The sequence below is a fragment of the Rhodococcus sp. 2G genome (assembly GCF_001886355.1).
GTDB lineage: Bacteria > Actinomycetota > Actinomycetes > Mycobacteriales > Mycobacteriaceae > Rhodococcus > Rhodococcus pyridinivorans.
In genome coordinates this window covers 1711449-1729346 of the sequence record NZ_CP018063.1, presented here as the reverse complement: position 1 = coordinate 1729346, position 17898 = coordinate 1711449, and the positions used below count along the sequence as shown (strand labels likewise).

General features: G+C 66.6%; 16 protein-coding genes and 2 pseudogenes. 8 read left to right on the top strand and 10 right to left on the bottom strand.

Translation table 11 applies throughout. The features are described from left to right. Window positions 1–572: 572 nt before the first annotated feature. Window positions 573–1553: a ribosome small subunit-dependent GTPase A gene (rsgA, locus tag BO226_RS08095; RefSeq protein ID WP_071934971.1), complete on the bottom strand. Its 981-nt coding sequence runs from the start codon at window positions 1551–1553 to the stop codon at window positions 573–575. Between the two features lie 100 nt (window positions 1554–1653). After that, entirely contained in the window at window positions 1654–2319 is a 666-nt protein-coding gene (locus BO226_RS08090) for a class I SAM-dependent methyltransferase (protein ID WP_071934970.1), read from the bottom strand. 129 nt (window positions 2320–2448) lie between these two features. Between BO226_RS08090 and BO226_RS08085 the strand changes: the two genes are divergently transcribed. Then, window positions 2449–3756, top strand: coding sequence for an alpha-hydroxy-acid oxidizing protein (locus tag BO226_RS08085; protein WP_071934969.1), 1308 nt, complete (start codon window positions 2449–2451; stop codon window positions 3754–3756). Window positions 3757–3763: 7 nt separating this feature from the next. On the opposite strand, the gene BO226_RS08080 is transcribed toward BO226_RS08085, so the two are convergent. The 3 genes from BO226_RS08080 to BO226_RS08070 form a co-directional block, all read right to left on the bottom strand. Then, window positions 3764–4360, bottom strand: a complete 597-nt coding sequence (locus tag BO226_RS08080) for an oxygenase MpaB family protein (protein ID WP_332260665.1) — start codon at window positions 4358–4360, stop codon at window positions 3764–3766. A gap of 151 nt (window positions 4361–4511) precedes the next feature. Further along, window positions 4512–5348, bottom strand: coding sequence for a hypothetical protein (locus BO226_RS08075; RefSeq protein WP_071934967.1), 837 nt, complete (start codon window positions 5346–5348; stop codon window positions 4512–4514). Then, window positions 5345–6184, bottom strand: a complete 840-nt coding sequence (locus BO226_RS08070) for a MerR family DNA-binding transcriptional regulator (RefSeq protein WP_071934966.1) — start codon at window positions 6182–6184, stop codon at window positions 5345–5347. Before BO226_RS08070 ends, BO226_RS08075 begins: the two co-directional genes overlap by 4 nt. Window positions 6185–6324: 140 nt before the next feature. Between BO226_RS08070 and BO226_RS08065 the strand changes: the two genes are divergently transcribed. Next, window positions 6325–7296, top strand: a complete 972-nt coding sequence (locus tag BO226_RS08065; RefSeq protein ID WP_071934965.1) for a pirin family protein — start codon at window positions 6325–6327, stop codon at window positions 7294–7296. Window positions 7297–7533: 237 nt separating this feature from the next. On the opposite strand, the gene BO226_RS08060 is transcribed toward BO226_RS08065, so the two are convergent. Both BO226_RS08060 and BO226_RS08055 read right to left on the bottom strand, forming a co-directional pair. After that, a complete protein-coding gene (locus BO226_RS08060; protein WP_071934964.1) occupies window positions 7534–7938 on the bottom strand; it encodes a DUF1304 domain-containing protein in 405 nt (134 codons plus the stop codon). Further along, window positions 7935–8393 (bottom strand): hypothetical protein, encoded by a 459-nt coding sequence (locus BO226_RS08055; protein WP_071934963.1) that lies wholly within the window; start codon window positions 8391–8393, stop codon window positions 7935–7937. Before BO226_RS08055 ends, BO226_RS08060 begins: the two co-directional genes overlap by 4 nt. A gap of 88 nt (window positions 8394–8481) precedes the next feature. On the opposite strand from BO226_RS08055, the gene BO226_RS08050 reads away from it, so the two are divergent. The 3 genes from BO226_RS08050 to BO226_RS08040 all read left to right on the top strand — a co-directional run bounded on the left by BO226_RS08050 (window position 8482) and on the right by BO226_RS08040 (window position 11351). After that, window positions 8482–9570, top strand: coding sequence for a helix-turn-helix transcriptional regulator (locus BO226_RS08050; RefSeq protein ID WP_071934962.1), 1089 nt, complete (start codon window positions 8482–8484; stop codon window positions 9568–9570). 187 nt (window positions 9571–9757) lie between these two features. Further along, window positions 9758–10747 (top strand): NAD(P)H-dependent flavin oxidoreductase, encoded by a 990-nt coding sequence (locus BO226_RS08045; RefSeq protein WP_024100901.1) that lies wholly within the window; start codon window positions 9758–9760, stop codon window positions 10745–10747. 19 nt (window positions 10748–10766) lie between these two features. After that, on the top strand, window positions 10767–11351 hold the full coding sequence (locus BO226_RS08040; RefSeq protein ID WP_006552020.1) for a PadR family transcriptional regulator: 585 nt from the start codon (window positions 10767–10769) through the stop codon (window positions 11349–11351). Between the two features lie 76 nt (window positions 11352–11427). Here BO226_RS08040 and BO226_RS08035 read toward each other — a convergent pair whose 3' ends face one another. Beyond that, window positions 11428–13686, bottom strand: coding sequence for an NADP-dependent isocitrate dehydrogenase (locus tag BO226_RS08035; RefSeq protein WP_024100900.1), 2259 nt, complete (start codon window positions 13684–13686; stop codon window positions 11428–11430). 568 nt (window positions 13687–14254) lie between these two features. Then, a complete protein-coding gene (locus tag BO226_RS08030) occupies window positions 14255–14704 on the bottom strand; it encodes a cupin domain-containing protein (RefSeq protein WP_064061039.1) in 450 nt (149 codons plus the stop codon). Window positions 14705–14753: 49 nt separating this feature from the next. On the opposite strand from BO226_RS08030, the pseudogene BO226_RS08025 reads away from it, so the two are divergent. Next, window positions 14754–15257 (top strand): annotated as a pseudogene (locus tag BO226_RS08025) (DUF2470 domain-containing protein); the annotation flags it as partial. Here BO226_RS08025 and BO226_RS27630 read toward each other — a convergent pair. After that, window positions 15216–15407 (bottom strand): hypothetical protein, encoded by a 192-nt coding sequence (locus tag BO226_RS27630; RefSeq protein WP_174556279.1) that lies wholly within the window; start codon window positions 15405–15407, stop codon window positions 15216–15218. The pseudogene BO226_RS08025 and the gene BO226_RS27630 sit on opposite strands and share 42 nt — an antisense overlap. 152 nt (window positions 15408–15559) lie before the next feature. Here BO226_RS27630 and BO226_RS08015 point away from each other — a divergent pair, with 152 nt between their 5' ends. Together BO226_RS08015 and BO226_RS08010 are read left to right on the top strand one after the other, a co-directional pair. Next, entirely contained in the window at window positions 15560–16330 is a 771-nt protein-coding gene (locus tag BO226_RS08015; RefSeq protein WP_071934960.1) for an 8-oxoguanine DNA glycosylase OGG fold protein, read from the top strand. A gap of 94 nt (window positions 16331–16424) precedes the next feature. Beyond that, window positions 16425–17800 (top strand): annotated as a pseudogene (locus BO226_RS08010) (cytochrome P450). The last annotated feature ends 98 nt before the right edge of the window (window positions 17801–17898 follow it).

The window sequence follows — 17898 nt, the reverse complement described above, 5'->3', positions numbered from 1 at the left end:
TGGCTGACGCCATCTGAACCCGAGAAAGTGATGCGCGCCATACTCGAAAGTCGATCATTGCGGCGCCCGCATTCGGCCGGCCCAGCGAGAACCCGTCGCCACAGCACCCGGCCGATCCCGTCCCTCGTCCACCGAGGATCGCTGCGATCTCATCAAATTAGTTGTGCAGCAATACCTTCGAGGACACGACGGCACGCGCCGAAGGTTTGTCCCACAGATGATCGAATCGAGGCCGCGATGGGTCGCCCCCTCGAGAACAGACCGGTTCGGTTCGACCCAGGAGAAGTACACCCCCGAGCTGGGTCGTAATCATTTCGTGTCCGACGACACACCTCGATAACGCGCAGCTGCACGCCCGCCGAGACCGTCCGCGTTCACAATGCGACGGACGCGAGCAGGAAGTACCGACCGGCATGTTCGCGCAGGTCGAAGGCCCCGACCATTCGGTCGGGTCTTCCATGATCAGCGCGTCGAAACGGGGTCGACGCGGCGTGTTGCAGTAGCGAGCCCCGGTTCACCGCGCGAACTACGCGGAGGAGTACCGACCGCCCTGTATGCCGCGCCGAAAACCCTCAGCGGTCGCGGTAGTACGCCCGGATCGCGCGGCTCATCACCTTGATCTCCCGGGTCCGCTCGTGCCGCAATCGGGCATCGGACCGCGCCGCGATCCATTCGTTCTCACGCCGCAGTTTGCGATGACTCTCCACTCGCCGGGCATCGAGGTCGCCGCGGTCGACGGCGGCACGAACCGCGCATCCCGGTTCGGTCTCATGCGCACAGTCCGCGAAGCGGCAGTACCGCACAAGCTCGTCGATCTCGGGAAAGGCGGAAGCGATGCCGGCACCGGCGTCCCACATCCCGACGCCCCGTAACCCCGGAGTGTCGATGAGGGTCACGCCCCCACCCAGAGGGAACATCTCCCGATCGGTCGTGGTGTGCCGGCCCTTGCCGTCCGCCTGCCGAACCGGTGCCGTCGCCTGGATGTCGCGACCGCACAGCGCGTTGACCAGTGTCGACTTCCCGGCGCCGGACGCTCCGACGAACACGACGGTGCCGTGGAGCAGCGTGCGCAGTTCGCTCAATCCGGATCGGTCCGGTGCGCAGACCTCGACCACGCTCGCTCCGGGTGCGAGCACGGCGACCTGCTCGAATACCGCTTCGGTCGCGAGGTCGACCTTCGTCAGGGCGACCACCGGTTGCGCGCCGCTGTCCCAGGCCAGCGCCAGCAGACGTTCCATGCGACCGAGATCGAGGGTGTCGGATGCGACCGTCACCACGACGGTGTCGACGTTGGCAGCGAGAACCTGCTCTTCCGAACGCCCCGACGCGTCGGTACGACGAATCGCGCCGGTACGCGGCAGCACCGCACAGACCCTGCCGGTCATATCGCCTTCGGTGGCCGGTTCGCGCACGATCACCCAGTCGCCGGTGCCGACCCTCACGACCCGGCCGGGGGATCCCTGGACGTCGTTGTCCGCGAACCGTTCCGCGATCTGCTCGGACCAGCCGTACTCGACCAGCGGATCGGTTCCGGGTGGGACATCGGGGTGCACGGTGACTCCTGGATCATGACGAGGCGCGGGTGGTCCGCTCCGACAGATCCGGTGGTGAACTGCGCACCCCGGCAATGCAATCGAATTTCCGCGTGCACCCTCAATCGCGGTGGGCCGACAGCAACCAGGCCGGGAGCATCGAGCGGCCCTTGTCGTCCCGCTGCCACGCGGCAGCATCCTCGTCGCCGAGAAACGCGTGGATGAATGCCGGCCGCACGTCGTCGACGGTCCAGAACTCGGCGACCGCGTCGCGCAACTCGTCGTCCGTCACCGGATTCGGTCCCTGACCCTCTTCCGGAAAGGCGTCCTTCGAGAAGGCGAGGACGAAGAAGGACGCGCTCGGAGCAGCGGCACGGGTGACGGCGCTCAGGTAGGCGCGGCGCCGGTCCACGGGCAGCGAATGGAACAGGGTGCTGTCGACGATCGTCGCGAACCGGCCGTCGAACCCCGTGAACGACGCGATATCGGCGACCTGGAAGGTCGCGGTAGTCAGGCCCCGCTCCGTCGCCGCGGCCCGAGCGGCTTCGATGGCGGTCGGCGACAGGTCGAGACCGACCACCGTGTACCCCTGTGCCGCGAGATGGAGGGAGGTCTCGGCATGTCCGCAGCCCGCGTCGAGCACGTCGCTGCGGAATCCGCCCTCGTCGATCAATCGGGCGATCTCGGGCTGGGGTTCGCCGATGTTCCACGGTACGGGGCCCGAAAACCCTTCGGCGACGCCCCGGTAGATGTCGTCCCACGGTGCAACCTGGCCGTCCTCGGTCATGGATCCGACGGTACGCCCGCCGCCGAATCCACCGCACCGATTCCGAATTCGGCACCGGTAATCGGTTCACTCGGCCGGGTTCGTGAGGAAGGATCGACAAGCGCCACCGTTCGAGAGGGGAACTCACTCGTGACCGAAACCGCCGCATCTGCACCCGCCGGCCCCGGCCGCGAACGTCAGGGGGTCGTGTACCGCAACGGCGCGCTGGGCCGGCGTCCGGCCGTCCCGACGTCCTTCGGCGACCTCGAACACGCCGCGCGACGCGCGAGTTCGAAGCGGGCCTGGGCGTATGTCGCGGGCGGCGCCGGCGAGGGACGCACGATGCGCAACAATCGGCGTGCGTTCGACCGATGGGCGATCGTCCCGCGCATGGCCCACGGAGTCACCGAACGCGACCTGAGTACGACCGTGGCAGGCACGTCGCTGTCCTCACCGTTGTTGCTGGCACCGATCGGCGCGGGAGCATTGATGGCCGCGGACAGCGACCTGGCGATCGCGCGGGCGGCCGCCGCGACCGGCGTGCCGTACATCTTCTCCAATCAAGGGTGCAATTCCATGGAGGACTGCGCTGCCGCAATGGGCTCTGCGTCCCGCTGGTTCCAGCTGTACTGGAGTTCCGACGAGGATCTCGTCGACAGCCTGCTGCGGCGGGCCGAAGCGGCGGGCGCCGAGGCCGTCGTCGTCACCCTCGACACGACGATGCTGGGATGGCGTCCGCAGGACCTGAATCTCGGGTCGTTGCCGTTCGCACGCGGCGAGGGCATCGCCCAGTACACCTCGGATCCCCGCTTCCTCGACATCGTCCGGCAGCGGCTCGACGCCGCCCGCGAGACGGTGAGGGAGCGACCCGACGTCACGCTCGGCGCGATCCGCACGCTGCTGTCGATGACCCGCAACCATCCGGGCCGATTCCTCGACAACCTCCGCTCCCCCGTGCCGCGCGCCGCCGCTGAGATCTTCCTCGACATCTACTCCAATCCGGGACTGAGCTGGAAGCATCTGGCCACGTTGCGGGAGCGGACGCGACTTCCCATCGTGCTCAAGGGAATTCTGCACCCCGATGATGCGCGTCGCGCGGTGGACCTCGGCGTCGATGCCCTCGTCGTGTCGAACCACGGTGGACGCCAGGTCGACGGATCGATCGCCTCGCTCGATGCCCTGCTCGACATCCGTGCCGCGATCGGCCGGGAGCCGACCGTGCTGCTGGACAGCGGGATCCGAAGCGGTGCCGACGTCTTCGTCGCGCTCGCGCTCGGCGCGGACGCCGTGCTGCTCGGCCGGCCCTACATGTACGGATTGGCGATCGCAGGTCGACAGGGTGTCGAGGAGGTGATCCGCAACGTGATCGCCGAGTTCGACCTCACCATGGCATTGACCGGTGCCCGTTCGGCCGCCGATATCGACGAACGGTTCGTCCGGCCGAATCCCTCCTTCTGAAACAGGGTCAGGCCTTGCGCGCACGCACCTTGCGGTACGGGGTCTCGTCGATGCGCGTGGTGATCTCGGCGACCATCCTGTCGTACGACTCGTTCTTGCGGGCGATGCCGATGAGTCGCTTGGTGGTGCGCGCGGCGGCGCCCAGGTTCATCGGGCGGCCCTCGATGCCGCACATCAGGCGCGCCCACTCCGGCAGCAGCGACAACATGTCGTCCTGCACGACGACGAAGGTGAACACCTTCACCGGATTGCCCCACAGGTTCGGCTTCCGGAGCGCGTGCGTCACCTCGGCGGCGGCGAGCGACAGCGACAACCAGTGGCGCTGCTCGTCGACGTACGCCTCGAGGTCGGCGCGGGTGGCGGGAAGACGGGCCGGGTCTGCGCCGACGAGCTCTGCGGCGATGTGCTGTTCGACGACGAACTTGTCCTGTTCGGCGGGGGTCAGGTCGAGGCCGAAAGCCTCCGCACCACGCAGCAGCGCGAACGCGAGAGCGTTGTGAGTCCAGTCGATCCACACGGGCTCGTCTGCGCGCAACGTCGTGCCGATGTGCAGCCGGTACTTCACGGTGTTGCGGTGGAGGACGAGTTCCTCGGAGGTCTGCACATAACTTCCGCCGGTTCGCAGGAACACCCCCGTCGTGTCCCGTAACCGCTCCGCGGCCGGGCTGTCGATCGCGAGCCGGCCAGCGTATCGGCGACAAACGCGTGGTCGTCGCGAAGTCACTTGCCAGCACCGCGATTTCACCCTCGTCTCGTCAGGCGAGGAGCGCGGCGTCGAGCACTCGGCGCGCCGCTGCGGGATCGTCGACATGGATCGCGAACCGGCTCACGAGCGCTGGACGGCGGCGATGTTCGAAGAAGGCCGGCAAGAGGGCCTCGACGGGTTCCGCGAGGACGAGATCGAGATTGGTGCCGTCGGGTCCGGGTAGGAACAGCACCTCACCGTCCACGCTCGTCTCCGTCGGCTGGAAGCGATGGCGCGGGATGCATCGCTGCAGGTTGTCGACGTCGATATGGGCCACGACCTGATGTCCGGAGCGCAGGACCAGGCCGTCCCGCGTCAGAAGATGCGGGTTGACGACACGATCCGCGAGCCACCCCACGAGAGGAAGAAGCGAGTACACCGACACGATCAGCAACGTCCAGCGCAGCCATTCCCAGGGCACGAGTATGTGGACCACCGCGATCTCGATGACCGAGGCCACGAGCCACGCGATCGGCACGCTCATCGTGCCTCGGGTGTAGCCGATCGTCGTCACGTCAGGTCCGACGCCGATGCGACGCCGTCGTATCAGGAACCACAGTGCGCGGTAGCTTCTCAACTCTGCGCGGATCACGGTCGCGGGCACGCGACCGACGAGTTCGTCGAGCACCCCCGCCCACGGTGTTCCGGATCGGCGCAGGACTCGGACGCGGAGTGCGCCGACGATCAGCACCAGGATCCCGAGAGATAGCTCGAATGCGAGCCAGACCTTCAGCGCGGCCGCCGGTGTGAGGACGCCCAGTGCAGCGAGGGCGGCGTTCGTACAGGCCACCACCACGGTGAAGACGAGGGCGGTTCGGTGGGCGAGCCGGACGGTGCGCTCGGTCATGCCTGCGATCCGTCCTGCTGCGGTCCCGAGTGCGCGGCAACGCGCCGGACGAACCCGATTGCGACGGCCTGCTGTGCCGGGTCCGGAAGGAACTCGGCGAGCACATCGGTGTTCGACTCGAGGGCCGTTGCCGCCTCGGACGCCCACGAGCCGAGCACCTCCCCCATGATCGGTATGTCGTCGAGCAGCGCGGTCATGCCGTCGATGACGGCGGTGATCTCGCCGGCCGCCGCGGTGGGATCCTGCCCGGCGAGCGCACCGAAGCGTCGGTAGACGGCGACCATGGCGTGCCGTTGTTCGGGGTCGTCGAGCAGGGTTCGCAGGGCGTCGAGATACTCCGGTGATGCCTGCCCGGTGAGGGCGAGCATCTCCCAGCTGTCGCGTTCGCGTACGAACAGAGTCCGGGTGTGCGGGTCATCCTCACCGTCGATGAGCTCGTCGAACGCGTCGACGATCGGCGCGGGCAAGGGCGAGAGCCGATCGCCGGCGCGGTGACGCTCGAGAATCGCGGCGAGTGCATCGCGCTTGACCTGCAGGGTCCGGATCTGGGCATCCGCCGCCTCGAGGAGCGATTCGAGGTCTGCGGTGAGATCGGATTCGGCATCGCGGTCGTCGCCATCGGTGAAGTGGCCACCGAGGACGGTCGCCACCGAACCGAGCGGGACACCCGACTGGGCGAGCCAGCGGATGCGCAGTAGGCGCACCAGGTCGGCGAGTTCGTAGTCCCGGTATCCGTTGGGTGTCCGTGAGGGTTCGGGCATGAGCCCGAGCCGGTGATAGTGCCGGACGGCGCGAACGGTGGTTCCTGCGGCCTGGGCCAAGTCACTGATCCTCATGGCTTCAGCATCGACCCTGACGCTACGTCAGGGTCAAGTCGTGGATGCGCCACACGTCGGGTGGGAACAACTCGAGGAGGACGGCGGTTGAGTGCAGTAAGGTAGTTGACAAATCAACTACATGACCGAGAGGGGTTACCGTGCCCGCCGTAACCGTCGACAACGTTCTCGCTCTTCCCCGCGTCGAAGAGCCCGTACCCGACGCGCTCTCGCGTCCCGTCCTGTCGGTGACCACCGCTCCGCGCGGCTTCGAAGGCGAAGGCTTCCCCGTCCGCCGTGCATTCGCGGGCATCGAAACGAAGTACCTCGACCCGTTCATCCACATGGATCAGATGGGCGAAGTGAACTACGCACCCGGCGAACCGAAAGGCACGCCCTGGCATCCGCACCGCGGCTTCGAGACCGTCACCTACATGATCGACGGCATCATGCAGCACCGCGACTCCCACGGAGGCGGCGGCACCATCGGTGGCGGCGACACCCAGTGGATGACCGCGGGCAGCGGCATCCTGCACATCGAAGCACCACCGGAACACCTGGTGGTCAGCGGCGGACTGTTCCACGGCGTGCAGCTGTGGGTGAATCTGCCCAAAGCCGAGAAGTTCGTCGCCCCGCGGTACCAGGACATCGGCGGCGGCGAGGTCGTCCTGCTGTCCTCGGCCGACGGCGGCGCGCTCATCCGGGTGATCGCCGGAGAGCTCGACGGGCACCGCGGCCCCGGTTCGACGCACACGCCGATCACCCTGCTGCACGCGACCGTGGCGCCGGGAGCGAGCGTCACCCTGCCGTGGAACCCCGAATTCAACGCCCTGGCATACGTGCTCGCCGGCGATGGCGCGGTCGGACCGGAACACCGTCCGATCCGCACCGGACAGACGGCCGTCTTCGGCAGGGGTGAGAGCCTGACGATCTCTGCTGCCGCGACGCAGGATTCGCGCACCGACGCCCTCGAGGTGTTCGTGCTCGGCGGCAAGCCGATTCGTGAACGCGTTGTCATGGCCGGTCCGTTCGTCATGAACACCCGCGCCGAGATCATCGAGGCGATGGAGGACTTCCAGGCCGGGCGATTCGGTTCCATTCCCGCCGTGCGCCCCTCAGACGGGAAGGCATAGACGGGTAGTTGCGATTCGGGTGGTTCAGGCCCCGGAAAGCGGGTCGAAGCCACCCGAATCGTCTATCCACTGTGGTCCACGAAGCGATCGCCGACGAGCACGGGCACGGTCGCACTCCGATCAGCCTCCGCCGCCACAGCGAGGGTTCACGCCCCTATCCTCACACATGCCACGAATCCGGTGTTCCCGACCGCGCTGAGCGAGGTCGAGAACACCAAATCGTCGGCCGCGCCGCTTCTACGCCAGCGCCAACGCTACGAGCGCGATCAGCGACGGCACGCTCTGGCAGAGCGACCCCACCACCCCGGTACCTCGTGGACGGCTCATCGCCATCCGGTCCGAGACGAACAATGCAATGCCGGCCAGGAACATGAACGAGCACGTGTAGACGACGAGGGTGCGGCCCGGCGTCTCGTGGCCGGTCCACCACAGGATCATGCCGGCGAGCGCTCCGGATCCGAGGAAGAGGTTGTAGAAGCCGACGTTGAACGCCCACATCCGCACCGGCTGGACGTCCTCGGTCGGGATGCGGAACACGTCCCGGTGGATGCTCGGACGGCGGAAGAGGATCGTCTCCCACACGAAGGCCAGCAGGTGCACCGCGGCGGCGACGAGGGCCGCGAGTTGTGCAACGACGATCATGGCGAGACCTCCTCGGCGAATCGGATGCCGTAACGGGTGGCGATCTGCCCGAACCTGCTCATCAGCGCGTCCTCGGGCAGGTACTGCTTCCCCAAGGCGTCGACATCGGTGAAGAAGCCGCTCATCCCGGTTCCGGGACAGACGAGGAGAAAGACCGCATCGTCGGTGAGGACCGAGAAGGTGTTCATCGTGCCCGCCGCGATGGTGAGCGTGTCACCGGCGGCGAGTTCGCAGCCCTCGCCGTCGAGCAGGACGAGGATCCGGCCGCGCAGCAGGTGGTAGGTCTTGGGCCAAGGCTCGGAGTGCAGGGGCGGTGGGCTGCCGCAGGGGGCCTCGACCAGCATGAGCTCGTAGGCGTCGCCGGTGTGTTCACCGGACGACAGGACGGTGACGACGGCGTCCGGCATCGACAATCGCCTGCCCGTACCGGCCCGTTCGAGATGAATCGTGGACACATCTGCGACGCTAGGGGCCCGGAAGCAGCCGAACCATCCCCTCAATCGGGGATGCTCCCGTCTCCCGGATCCGGCGCATACTGGGCTCATGCTCGAAGTGCGGGCGGAGCGGCTACGCCGCGAGATCCTGGAGTTCGCGGGCACCGGCGTCGGCGTCACCGCACTGCACCAACGTGCCATCGAACTGGTCGATCGCACCGTACGCAGCGACTTGACGTGCTGGGCACTGTTCGATCCCCTGACCCTGGCGTTCGGTTCGATGACCAGTGGGCGCAACCGCATTCCCGGTGAGTACGAGCCACTGCTCGCGGAATCGGAATGCGATGGACACGATCCCGCAACCTTCGCAGACATCGCCCGCAGTGGACGAACAGTGGTGCGGGCCTCGGATCTACCGTCGACCGAAGTCGCCCACAGCCTCCGGAACGCTGCGGTATGGCGTCCACTCGGACTCGACCGCGAGGTGCGAGTCGTCTTCACAGTGGACGGGTTGCGTTGGGGGGCAGCGGGTTTCGTCCGCTCGGGTCCGGACTTCACGGATCGGGAACTGGAGTTCCTGACAATGACCGCACCGGCGGTGGCGGTTGCGACCCGGGTGGCCGCCGTCCATACCCTGCACGCACGCCCCGGAGCCGATCCCGGTCCTGCCGTGATCGTGACGGATCCCGCGGGTGAGCCGGTCGCATCGACGGTCGCGGCGCGGATCTGGGAGGATCGGCTCGCCGGTCCGGTGCGACTGGCGCTGCTGTTGCGGGCGGCAACGTTCGGGGCTCGGGCGAGTACGACCGGGGTGTTCCGGGCACGTATCCGCAACGACGGCGGAGGCTGGATCGTCGTCCGTGCGGCGCCGTTGAGCGCCGACGGCGACGAGGCCCGCACGGCGGTCACGATCGAACCCGCGGCCGACAGTGAACTCACAGACATGCTGTTCGCCGCGTACGCGCTGACCGCCCGCGAGTGCGAAGTGTGCACCGACGTGCTGAACGGACTGTCGACGGCCGAGATCGCTCGGCACCGGGGCATCACGCCGAACACGGTGCACGACCATCTCAAATCCGTCTATGCGAAGACAGGGGCGGGTAGTCGCGCGGAACTCGTCGCTCGGTTGGCCGGCCGGCAGATGCCCCGACCGTCCCTGTCGCCCCCATACACGCCGACGATCAGGTCCGCGCACTGAGCGATCACGCTCACTACACATTGAGCGGGGTTGCTCGTTGTATGCCACAGTGCCACTCGGTGCATGCAGCTGCCACGCCCGAAATCCCTCTGTTCCAGAGCAGGTGACGTCGGCCCGTTGTTTTTTGCACCTTGTTGCACATAGTCTGGAGTGAGAGGGACCGCCCTAGACGAAGAAGGAACACACCATGACGCTGCCACCGATCCTGTCCGGCCCGCTGAGCCTGCCCCTGGTCGCTTCCCCGATGTTCATCGTGTCGGGACCGGAACTGGTGTCCGCCCAGTGCCAGGCCGGAGTCGTCGGGTCGTTCCCGGCACTCAACGCCCGTCCCCAGTCGATGCTTGTCGACTGGCTGCAGCAGATCACCGAGAGCAACGCCGACTACGCGGTGCGCCACCCCGAGGAGTACGTCGCGCCGTTCGCCGTCAACCAGATCGTGCACCGCTCCAACGAGCGACTCGAGCAGGACCTCGAGGTGATCGTCGAGCATCGGGTCCCCATTGTGATCACCTCGCTCGGTGCCCGAGAGGAAGTCAACGAGGCTGTTCACTCCTACGGCGGCATCGTCCTCCACGACGTGATCTCGAACGAGTTCGCGCACAAGGCAATCGACAAGGGCGCGGACGGCATCGTCGCCGTCGCCGCAGGCGCCGGCGGCCACGCCGGGACGCAGTCACCGTTCGCATTGCTCCAGGAGATCCGCCGGTGGTTCGACGGCCCCCTGCTGCTGTCCGGCTCCATCGCCCACGGCCGCTCGATCCTCGCTGCCCAGGCCGCCGGTGCCGACCTCGCCTACGCCGGCACAGCCTTCCTCGCCACCGAGGAGGCCCGCAGCGCCGACGACTACAAGAACATGATCGTCGACAGCACCGCCAAGGACATCGTCTACAGCAACCTGTTCACCGGCGTGCACGGCAACTACCTGCGGGGAAGCATCGTCGCCGCCGGACTCGACCCCGACGACCTCCCCGAGTCCGATCCGTCCGCCATGAACTTCGGGTCCGGTGGCAACACCGGCGCCAAGGCCTGGCGCGACATCTGGGGCGCCGGCCAGGGCCTCGGCGCGATCGAGTCCGTCGTCCCCGCCCGCGAGCTCGTCCAACGACTCCGCGACGAGTACGAGCTGGCGTGGACGTCCCTCGAACGACGCCGAGTCGCCATGATCGACGCCGGATAGCGTGACCTAGGCTGACGCGGTGTCTCTCAGGTTCGCCATCCTCACCGCACTGGTCGAGCGCGACAGCACCGGACTGGAACTGACGCGGCGCTTCGACCGGTCGATCGGGTACTTCTGGCCCGCGACCCACCAGCAGATCTACCGAGAACTGGACCGGATGCGGGCGGGCGACCTGATCCGTGAAGTCCCGACGGACGGAAAACCCGGTCGCGGTCAGCCCCGACGTTTCACCATCACAGCGGACGGTCGCCGACTGCTGCGCGGCTGGATCTCCGAGATCGAGGATCCGGACGTGGTGCGCTCCGGTGTCTCCGTGCGCCTGCGCGCGGCCGCGGCGCTCGACGATCCCGACGCCGCGCGTCCCGCGCTGGAACATCAACGCGCCTACCGGACGGCGATGCTCGAGCAGTATCGCGCCATCGAGCAACGCGACTTCGTCGAGGTCCGGGGCGACGCGCGGAGCACCCTGCAACATCTCGTGCTCCGCCTCGGCATCCTCCTCGAAGAAACGTGGCTGACCTGGCTGGACGAGGCGCTCGACACGATCGACCGGCTCGACCCGACACCGGATTCCTCCGCCGACCGCAGCGGAACGGTCCCGTAGACCGGAACACGAGAACCGGGCCGAGGCGTACCACGCGAGGGAGGTCGGCTTGTCTACACGGATGCAGGTCTACCTGTCACGGTGCGTTTCCGGCCTCAGGGTCGACTGCCGTCAGCGCGGTGATCAAGGTCCGACTCGGCCGCATCACGGCCACGGTCTTGTCCCTGTCCGGCCGGTAGTAGCCGCCGATGTCGACCGGCGCGCCCTGCACCTCGTTCAACTCTCGCACGATCGTGTCCTCGTCCCTGGCCAGTGCCTCGGCCAGCGGGGCGAACTGTTCTGCGAGTTCCGGATCCTCGGTCTGCGCGGCAAGCTCCTGTGCCCAGTACATCGCGAGGTAGAACTGGCTGCCCCGGTTGTCGAGCTCGCCGACCTTGCGCGACGGGCTCTTGTTCGTCTCCAGCAGCTTGCCGGTCGCTGCATCGAGCGCGTTCGCCACGATCTTGGCGCGCTCGTTGCCGGTCTTGATGCCGAGGTCCTCCAGGCTTACGGCCAACGCCAGGAACTCACCGAGCGAATCCCAGCGCAGGTGGTTCTCCTCCACCAACTGCTTGACGTGCTTGGGCGCCGACCCGCCGGCGCCCGTCTCGTAGAGGCCGCCACCCGCCATCAGCGGCACGATCGACAGCATCTTGGCGCTCGTACCGAGCTCGAGGATGGGGAACAGGTCGGTGAGGTAGTCACGCAGGATGTTGCCGGTCGCGGCGATGGTGTCCATTCCGCGGTTCAGCCGCTCCAGCGTGTACCGCATCGAGCGCACCTGCGACATGATGTGGATGTCGAGGCCATCGGTGTCATGATCCTGCAGGTACAGCTCGACCTTCTTGATCAACTCGTTCTCGTGGGGGCGGTACGGGTCGAGCCAGAACAGGACCGGCATACCGGAGTTGCGTGCCCGGGTGACCGCGAGCTTGACCCAGTCGCGGATCGGCGCGTCCTTGACGGTGCACATGCGCCAGATGTCACCCGCCTCGACGTGCTGGGTGAGCAGCACCTCACCGGTCTCGGCATCGACGAAGTTGGCCTCGCCCGCCTCCGGAACTTCGAAGGTCTTGTCGTGCGAGCCGTACTCCTCGGCCTTCTGCGCCATGAGACCGACGTTGGGAACGGTACCCATGGTCGTCGGGTCGAACGCGCCGTTGGTCTTACAGAAGTTGATGATCTCCTGGTAGATGCGCGCGAAAGTGGACTCCGGCATGACCGCCTTGACGTCCTTGGGTCGTCCGTCGGCGCCGTACATCTTGCCGCCCGAGCGAATCATTGCGGGCATCGAGGCATCCACGATGACATCGCTGGGGGAATGGAAGTTGGAGATGCCGCGTGCGGAATCGACCATGGCCAATTCGGGACGGTGCTCATGGCAGTTGTGCAGGTCCTGCTTGATTTCGTCGCGCTGCGTACTGGGCAGCGTCTCGATCTTGTCGTACAGGTCGCCGAGACCGTTGTTGACGTTGACGCCCAATTCGTCGAACAGCTTCTGATGCTTGGCGAAGGCGTCCTTGTAGAAGGTCTTCACCGCGTGGCCGAAGACAATGGGGTGCGAGACCTTCATCATCGTCGCCTTGACGTGAAGGGAGAACATCACGCCCGTCTTGCGCGCATCCTCCATCTGCTCCTCGTAGAACTCGAGCAACGCCTTCTTGCTCATGAACATGCTGTCCATGATGTCGCCCTCACCCAGCTCCACTTCGGGCTTGAGGACGATCGTCTCGCCATCCTTGGTGACCAGCTCCATCCGGACCTTGCGCGCCCGGTCCAGCGTCATCGACTTCTCGCCGTGGTAGAAGTCGCCGTGCCGCATGTGCGCGACGTGGCTGCGTGAGGCCATCGACCACTCGCCCATGCTGTGCGGGTGTTTACGGGCGTACTCCTTCACCGCCCGGGGTGCGCGCCGATCGGAGTTGCCTTCACGCAGGACAGGGTTGACCGCACTGCCGAGAATCTTGCCGTAGCGCTCCCGGATGGCACGCTCTTCGTCCGTCTTCGGGGCGTCCGGGAAATCCGGGACCTGGTAGCCCTTACTCTGCAGTTCCTTGATGGCAGCCAGGAGCTGCGGCACGGACGCACTGATGTTGGGCAGCTTGATGATGTTGGTCTCGGGCAGTTGCGTCAGACGACCCAGCTCGGCCAGGTTGTCCGGGACGCGCTGCTCTTCCGTGAGGTGCTCGGGGAACTCGGCCAGGATCCGCGCCGGCACCGAGATGTCGCTGGTCTCGACCTCGATGCCCGCGGCTCCAGCGAAGGTACGCACGATCGGCAGGAAGGCGTAGGTCGCAAGCAACGGCGCCTCGTCGGTCAACGTATAGATAATGGTCGACTGCTTGTCGGCGCTCATTCTTGTCTCGACTCCCTACGTCGGTCCGGTCCGCCTCACGAAATGCTCCGCGTGCGGGATTGCATCGGGTATCAGGCTACGTGCGAGAACTCGAGAACGACATTTACTCGCCGGTAACTCGAACTCCGCCGACAGGCTTCGACGGCCCCTCGGGCGCCCAACCGTCGACCTCATGTCCGCTCGCGACCGAGAACGCCGCAGTCCTGCGAGCCACCGCTTCGATGGCCCCTCGACCTGTCGTAACGCGGGTGCGACCGGCGCACAGCATCGCCGTCAGGAAAGAAGTCTTCACAAGCAGTGGGAAGACTACTGTCACAAGCGATTCCGTTGTCGAACCGGACTGTGATCCCTCGTCCGTCCGATCGCGGCTCGAATGCCGACGCCGGAAGATGCTGTCGGCGGGGACGATCGTTCCGTCGAGAATCGAGGTTCGTCGATCGTTGCTTGGGGGAGACGACCGCGGACCCGAGAGGGAACCGCACGCCTGCGTCCCGATGAAGTACTTCACATTTCTCGCCGACGACTCGACCCGAGCGTTTACCGACAGGAGCCCGCCACTACTCCGACATCAATCGCAGGCGGGCGCGGGAACATCCTCGAACAGCGGCGACCCGATCGGCACGAGGTACACCACGTCGAGGATCACCGGTTCCGTGCCGAGATTGCGACCGACGTGCAGATGGTCCGGACCCGAGGGTTCGTTGATGAAATCACCGGTCTCGAACATGACAGGCTCGCAGTCTCCTTCAGGATGCGTCAAGGTGCCGGCCCGCACGATGCCGAGCACGGGACCATCGTGATAGTGCCAACCGGTGCTACCGCCCGGTTCGATGGTGATCTCCCGAGCCACGGCGTGCACGCCGTCGGGTACGAACGGCAGCAGTCCCGGTGGCACCTCGATGTCCACCCATGTCACCCCTGAGATGCCCTCGCTCGGAGTGGCGTAGGCCCACCCGGGTATCGCCACCGCTACTGCACATGCCGTCGCCGCGAGTACACCCTGCACAGAGCGCTTCATGCGCACGGACGCTACCGTCTACACGACACTGCTGCAGGACAGCTCGCATTGCGACCCGCTCGCCTGCACCCGCGTCACTGTCGCCGGGTACGTCGAGCGGCCCGAAGGCGAGAAACTGGCCGCCGCGCGCGAAGCTCACCTGGCCGCTGTCCCCGGGACCCGCGTGTACATCGATTTCACCGACTTCACGCTCTGGGTTCTTCGGGTTCGGCGCGTGCGCTGGGTCGGTGGGTACGGGCGGATGGATTCGGCCACCGCCGAGGACTATGCCGAAGCATTGCCGGATTCTGTGACCCCGTCGGCAGCTCGTGCGATCGCGCATCTCAACGACGATCACGCCGACGCGCTGCTGGCGATGGCCCGGAAGCTCGGCGGGTTCCCGGATGCGACGGCGGCAACCTGTGTCGGAGCCGACCGATACGGCCTCGACCTCGATGTCACCACGCCGCGTGGGCGAGCCATGACGCATGCCCGCTATCTGTCACCGCCCGACTCCGACTACGAATTGCGCTCAGCGACAGTTGCTTTGGCTCGCGCGGCGCACCGCCAGACCGTCGTGGACACGTCCGTCTGCGTCGACGTCGGCGGCGAGGGCGTCACGGTAGTCGAGTCCCGCCTCGTTCACCGTGACGCCGTGGGCCGACAGGTGCAGGTCGTGCCGGGCGGCGAGCGCGAGGGCGTCGGTGACATCGAAGGGTCTCATGCGGTTCACGCTCTCTTCGCCGCGTCGTTCCGGTCTACCGATATCCTCGGACGGTCGTGGCGGCCCACGTGCTGCTACAGGCGGGGAACAGGTCGGCCCCACACGCGTGTCCTGCCCGGGAATCGCCGCCCACTCGTGGCAATGTCCACAGAATGCATCCGTACGACCAGGGGTTCGAGCCTCCGCAAGCGTGCTCCGAGTGGTGCCGGGCACGCTCGTTCGACCTGCAGGTGCTCGACGAGGGCGTCACTGTCGACCTCAAATGGTGGAACAGCCACCTCGAACGGACCGGGCACGATATCCGCCTCCGGGGAAGGAATCTCGACGGACGGATCATCGACGACGGCGACGCGATCGTCCAACGCAACGACCTCCGCCTCGACAGTGAACTGATCGAAGCCGACCACGCCGGTCTGGGGCTGTTGTTCCTGTGCGCGGCCTGGCGCAGCGCACATCCGCGACGACGCGGTGCCCGACGTTTTCCGGACGTCCGCGACGCACACGCCCCGAAGGACCGGCACCGGTTCACCAAGATCAAGGGAGTCCTCGACTACTGCGCGAAGACCAATTCGCTACCCGACACCGCGCGGCAGACCTGGTCCGGATGGCCGGACACCCCCGGCGTCGGCGTATCGCTCCTGGCGACCTATCTGTGGGCGGTCGAGGTGCGGACCGAGGCGGGCCCGGCGCAACTTCTCGATCAGCACGCGGTGTCGACGCTCATCCACGAAGGGTGGCTCGAGGATCCGTCGGTCGCCGACTTCACGCTGCGGCGCTATCACCGGTACCTCGAACTCCTCAACATGTGGGCGTCGTTGATCGCCACGCGTCCGGAGATGGTCGAGATGTGGCTCGTCGACCGGTGGCACGCCCGAATCTGCGAAGCCCGGGACGGGTCGCACGCGACTCCGCGATTGTTCTGATCCTCTTGGGCGTCGCGGTGAGGCCGCCCGAATCGTCCCGTGGAGGCTGATGCACACTCGCAGAATGGGGTCACCGACTACGACGAGCATCACCATGACGACCGGCGCGCAGTCGATTCCACAGCCGCGATGGAGACTTCCGCTGGTGGGTGATCTGCTCAGCATCGACGTGGCCAAGCCGGTTCAGCGTGAGATGCAGATGGCACAGGAACTCGGTGGGATCTTCGAACGCAAGATCCTGCAGCACCGGTTGATCGTGGTCTCGGGCGCCGATCTGGTGCGCGAGGTCAACGACGAGGAGAAGTGGGCGAAGTTCCTCGGCAAGCCGCTGCGCAAGCTTCGCGTCATCGCCGGCGACGGACTGTTCACCGCGTTCAACTCCGAACCGAACTGGAGCAAAGCCCACAACATCCTCGGGCCTGGCTTCAGCCAGGCCGCGATGCGTAGCTATCACGACTCGATGCTCACCGTCGTCGACCGACTGGTCGACAGCTGGGACAGCGCAGCGGCCGACGGCGAGTATGTGGACGTGCCGAAGAGCATGAAGTCGCTGACCTTCGACGTCATCGGCCGGTGCGGCTTCAGCTACGACTTCGACTCGTTTGGCCGCACTGAACCCGATCCGTTCATCGCGGCGATGAGCCGGGCGCTCGAGTACATCAACCGTTCGTCGAACGACATCCCCATCCTCCGGACACTGTTCGGCCGCAGTGCCAGGGAGCAGCATGAACACGACATCGCGCTGATGCAGGAGACGGTCGATCGCATCGTCGAGGAGCGGATGCGCTCCGGCGAGCAGCACGGCGATCTGCTGGACCTGATGATGCACACCGTCGATCCCGACACCGGCGAGCAGCTCGACCGTGAATCGATCCGCAATCAGGTGCTGACCTTCCTGGTCGCGGGTAACGAGACCACCGCGGCCACCCTGGGGTTCGCGGTCCATTTCCTGAGCCGACATCCCGAGGTGGTGGCGAAGGCGCGGGCCGAGATCGCCGAGGTCGTCGGTGCCGACGGCCGGATCGGGTACGAGCAGGTCGCCAAGCTGCGGTATGTGCGGCGGGTGGTGGACGAGACGCTGCGGTTGTGGCCGGCCGCCCCGGGTTACTTCCGCGAGGTACGCGGTGAGACCACCCTCGGCGGACGGACGCTGCCGAAGGGTTCGTGGGTGTTCGTGCTGTTGCCGCAACTGCACCGCGACCCGCTGTGGGCGACGATCCCGAGCGGTTCGACCCGGACCGGTTCGAGCCCGCGGCCGTGCGCAAACGGCCGGCGCACATCTTCAAACCGTGGGGCACCGGCATCCGGGCCTGTATCGGTCGGCAGTTCGCGCTGCACGAGGCGGTGCTCACGCTCGCGTCGCTGATCCGGCGATACGACTTCGCTCCGGAACCGGGCTACGAACTCGACGTTCACGAGGCGATCACATTGAAGCCCCGTGACCTACGGGTGCGGCTCTCCCCCGCCTGATCCGTCGCGTCGCCCCGGCAAGAGGGACGGCGGTCGGGTCGTCGACAGAGGCTGGCCGATCGGTGGCGACGAGCACGGCGATCCTTCCGATCATGCAC

Bases quoted from the DNA above. Each gene is read 5' to 3' on its own strand.
- BO226_RS08070 (WP_071934966.1), bottom strand. From the start codon at position 6,184: ATGAGGATCAGTGACTTGGCCCAGGCCGCAGGAACCACCGTTCGCGCC.
- BO226_RS08075 (WP_071934967.1), bottom strand. From the start codon at position 5,348: ATGACCGAGCGCACCGTCCGGCTCGCCCACCGAACCGCCCTCGTCTTC.
- BO226_RS08060 (WP_071934964.1), bottom strand. From the start codon at position 7,938: ATGATCGTCGTTGCACAACTCGCGGCCCTCGTCGCCGCCGCGGTGCAC.
- BO226_RS27630 (WP_174556279.1), bottom strand. From the start codon at position 15,407: ATGAGACCCTTCGATGTCACCGACGCCCTCGCGCTCGCCGCCCGGCAC.
- BO226_RS08090 (WP_071934970.1), bottom strand. From the start codon at position 2,319: ATGACCGAGGACGGCCAGGTTGCACCGTGGGACGACATCTACCGGGGC.
- BO226_RS08045 (WP_024100901.1), top strand. From the start codon at position 9,758: ATGACGCTGCCACCGATCCTGTCCGGCCCGCTGAGCCTGCCCCTGGTC.
- BO226_RS08035 (WP_024100900.1), bottom strand. From the start codon at position 13,686: ATGAGCGCCGACAAGCAGTCGACCATTATCTATACGTTGACCGACGAG.
- BO226_RS08030 (WP_064061039.1), bottom strand. From the start codon at position 14,704: ATGAAGCGCTCTGTGCAGGGTGTACTCGCGGCGACGGCATGTGCAGTA.
- BO226_RS08015 (WP_071934960.1), top strand. From the start codon at position 15,560: ATGCATCCGTACGACCAGGGGTTCGAGCCTCCGCAAGCGTGCTCCGAG.
- BO226_RS08050 (WP_071934962.1), top strand. From the start codon at position 8,482: ATGCTCGAAGTGCGGGCGGAGCGGCTACGCCGCGAGATCCTGGAGTTC.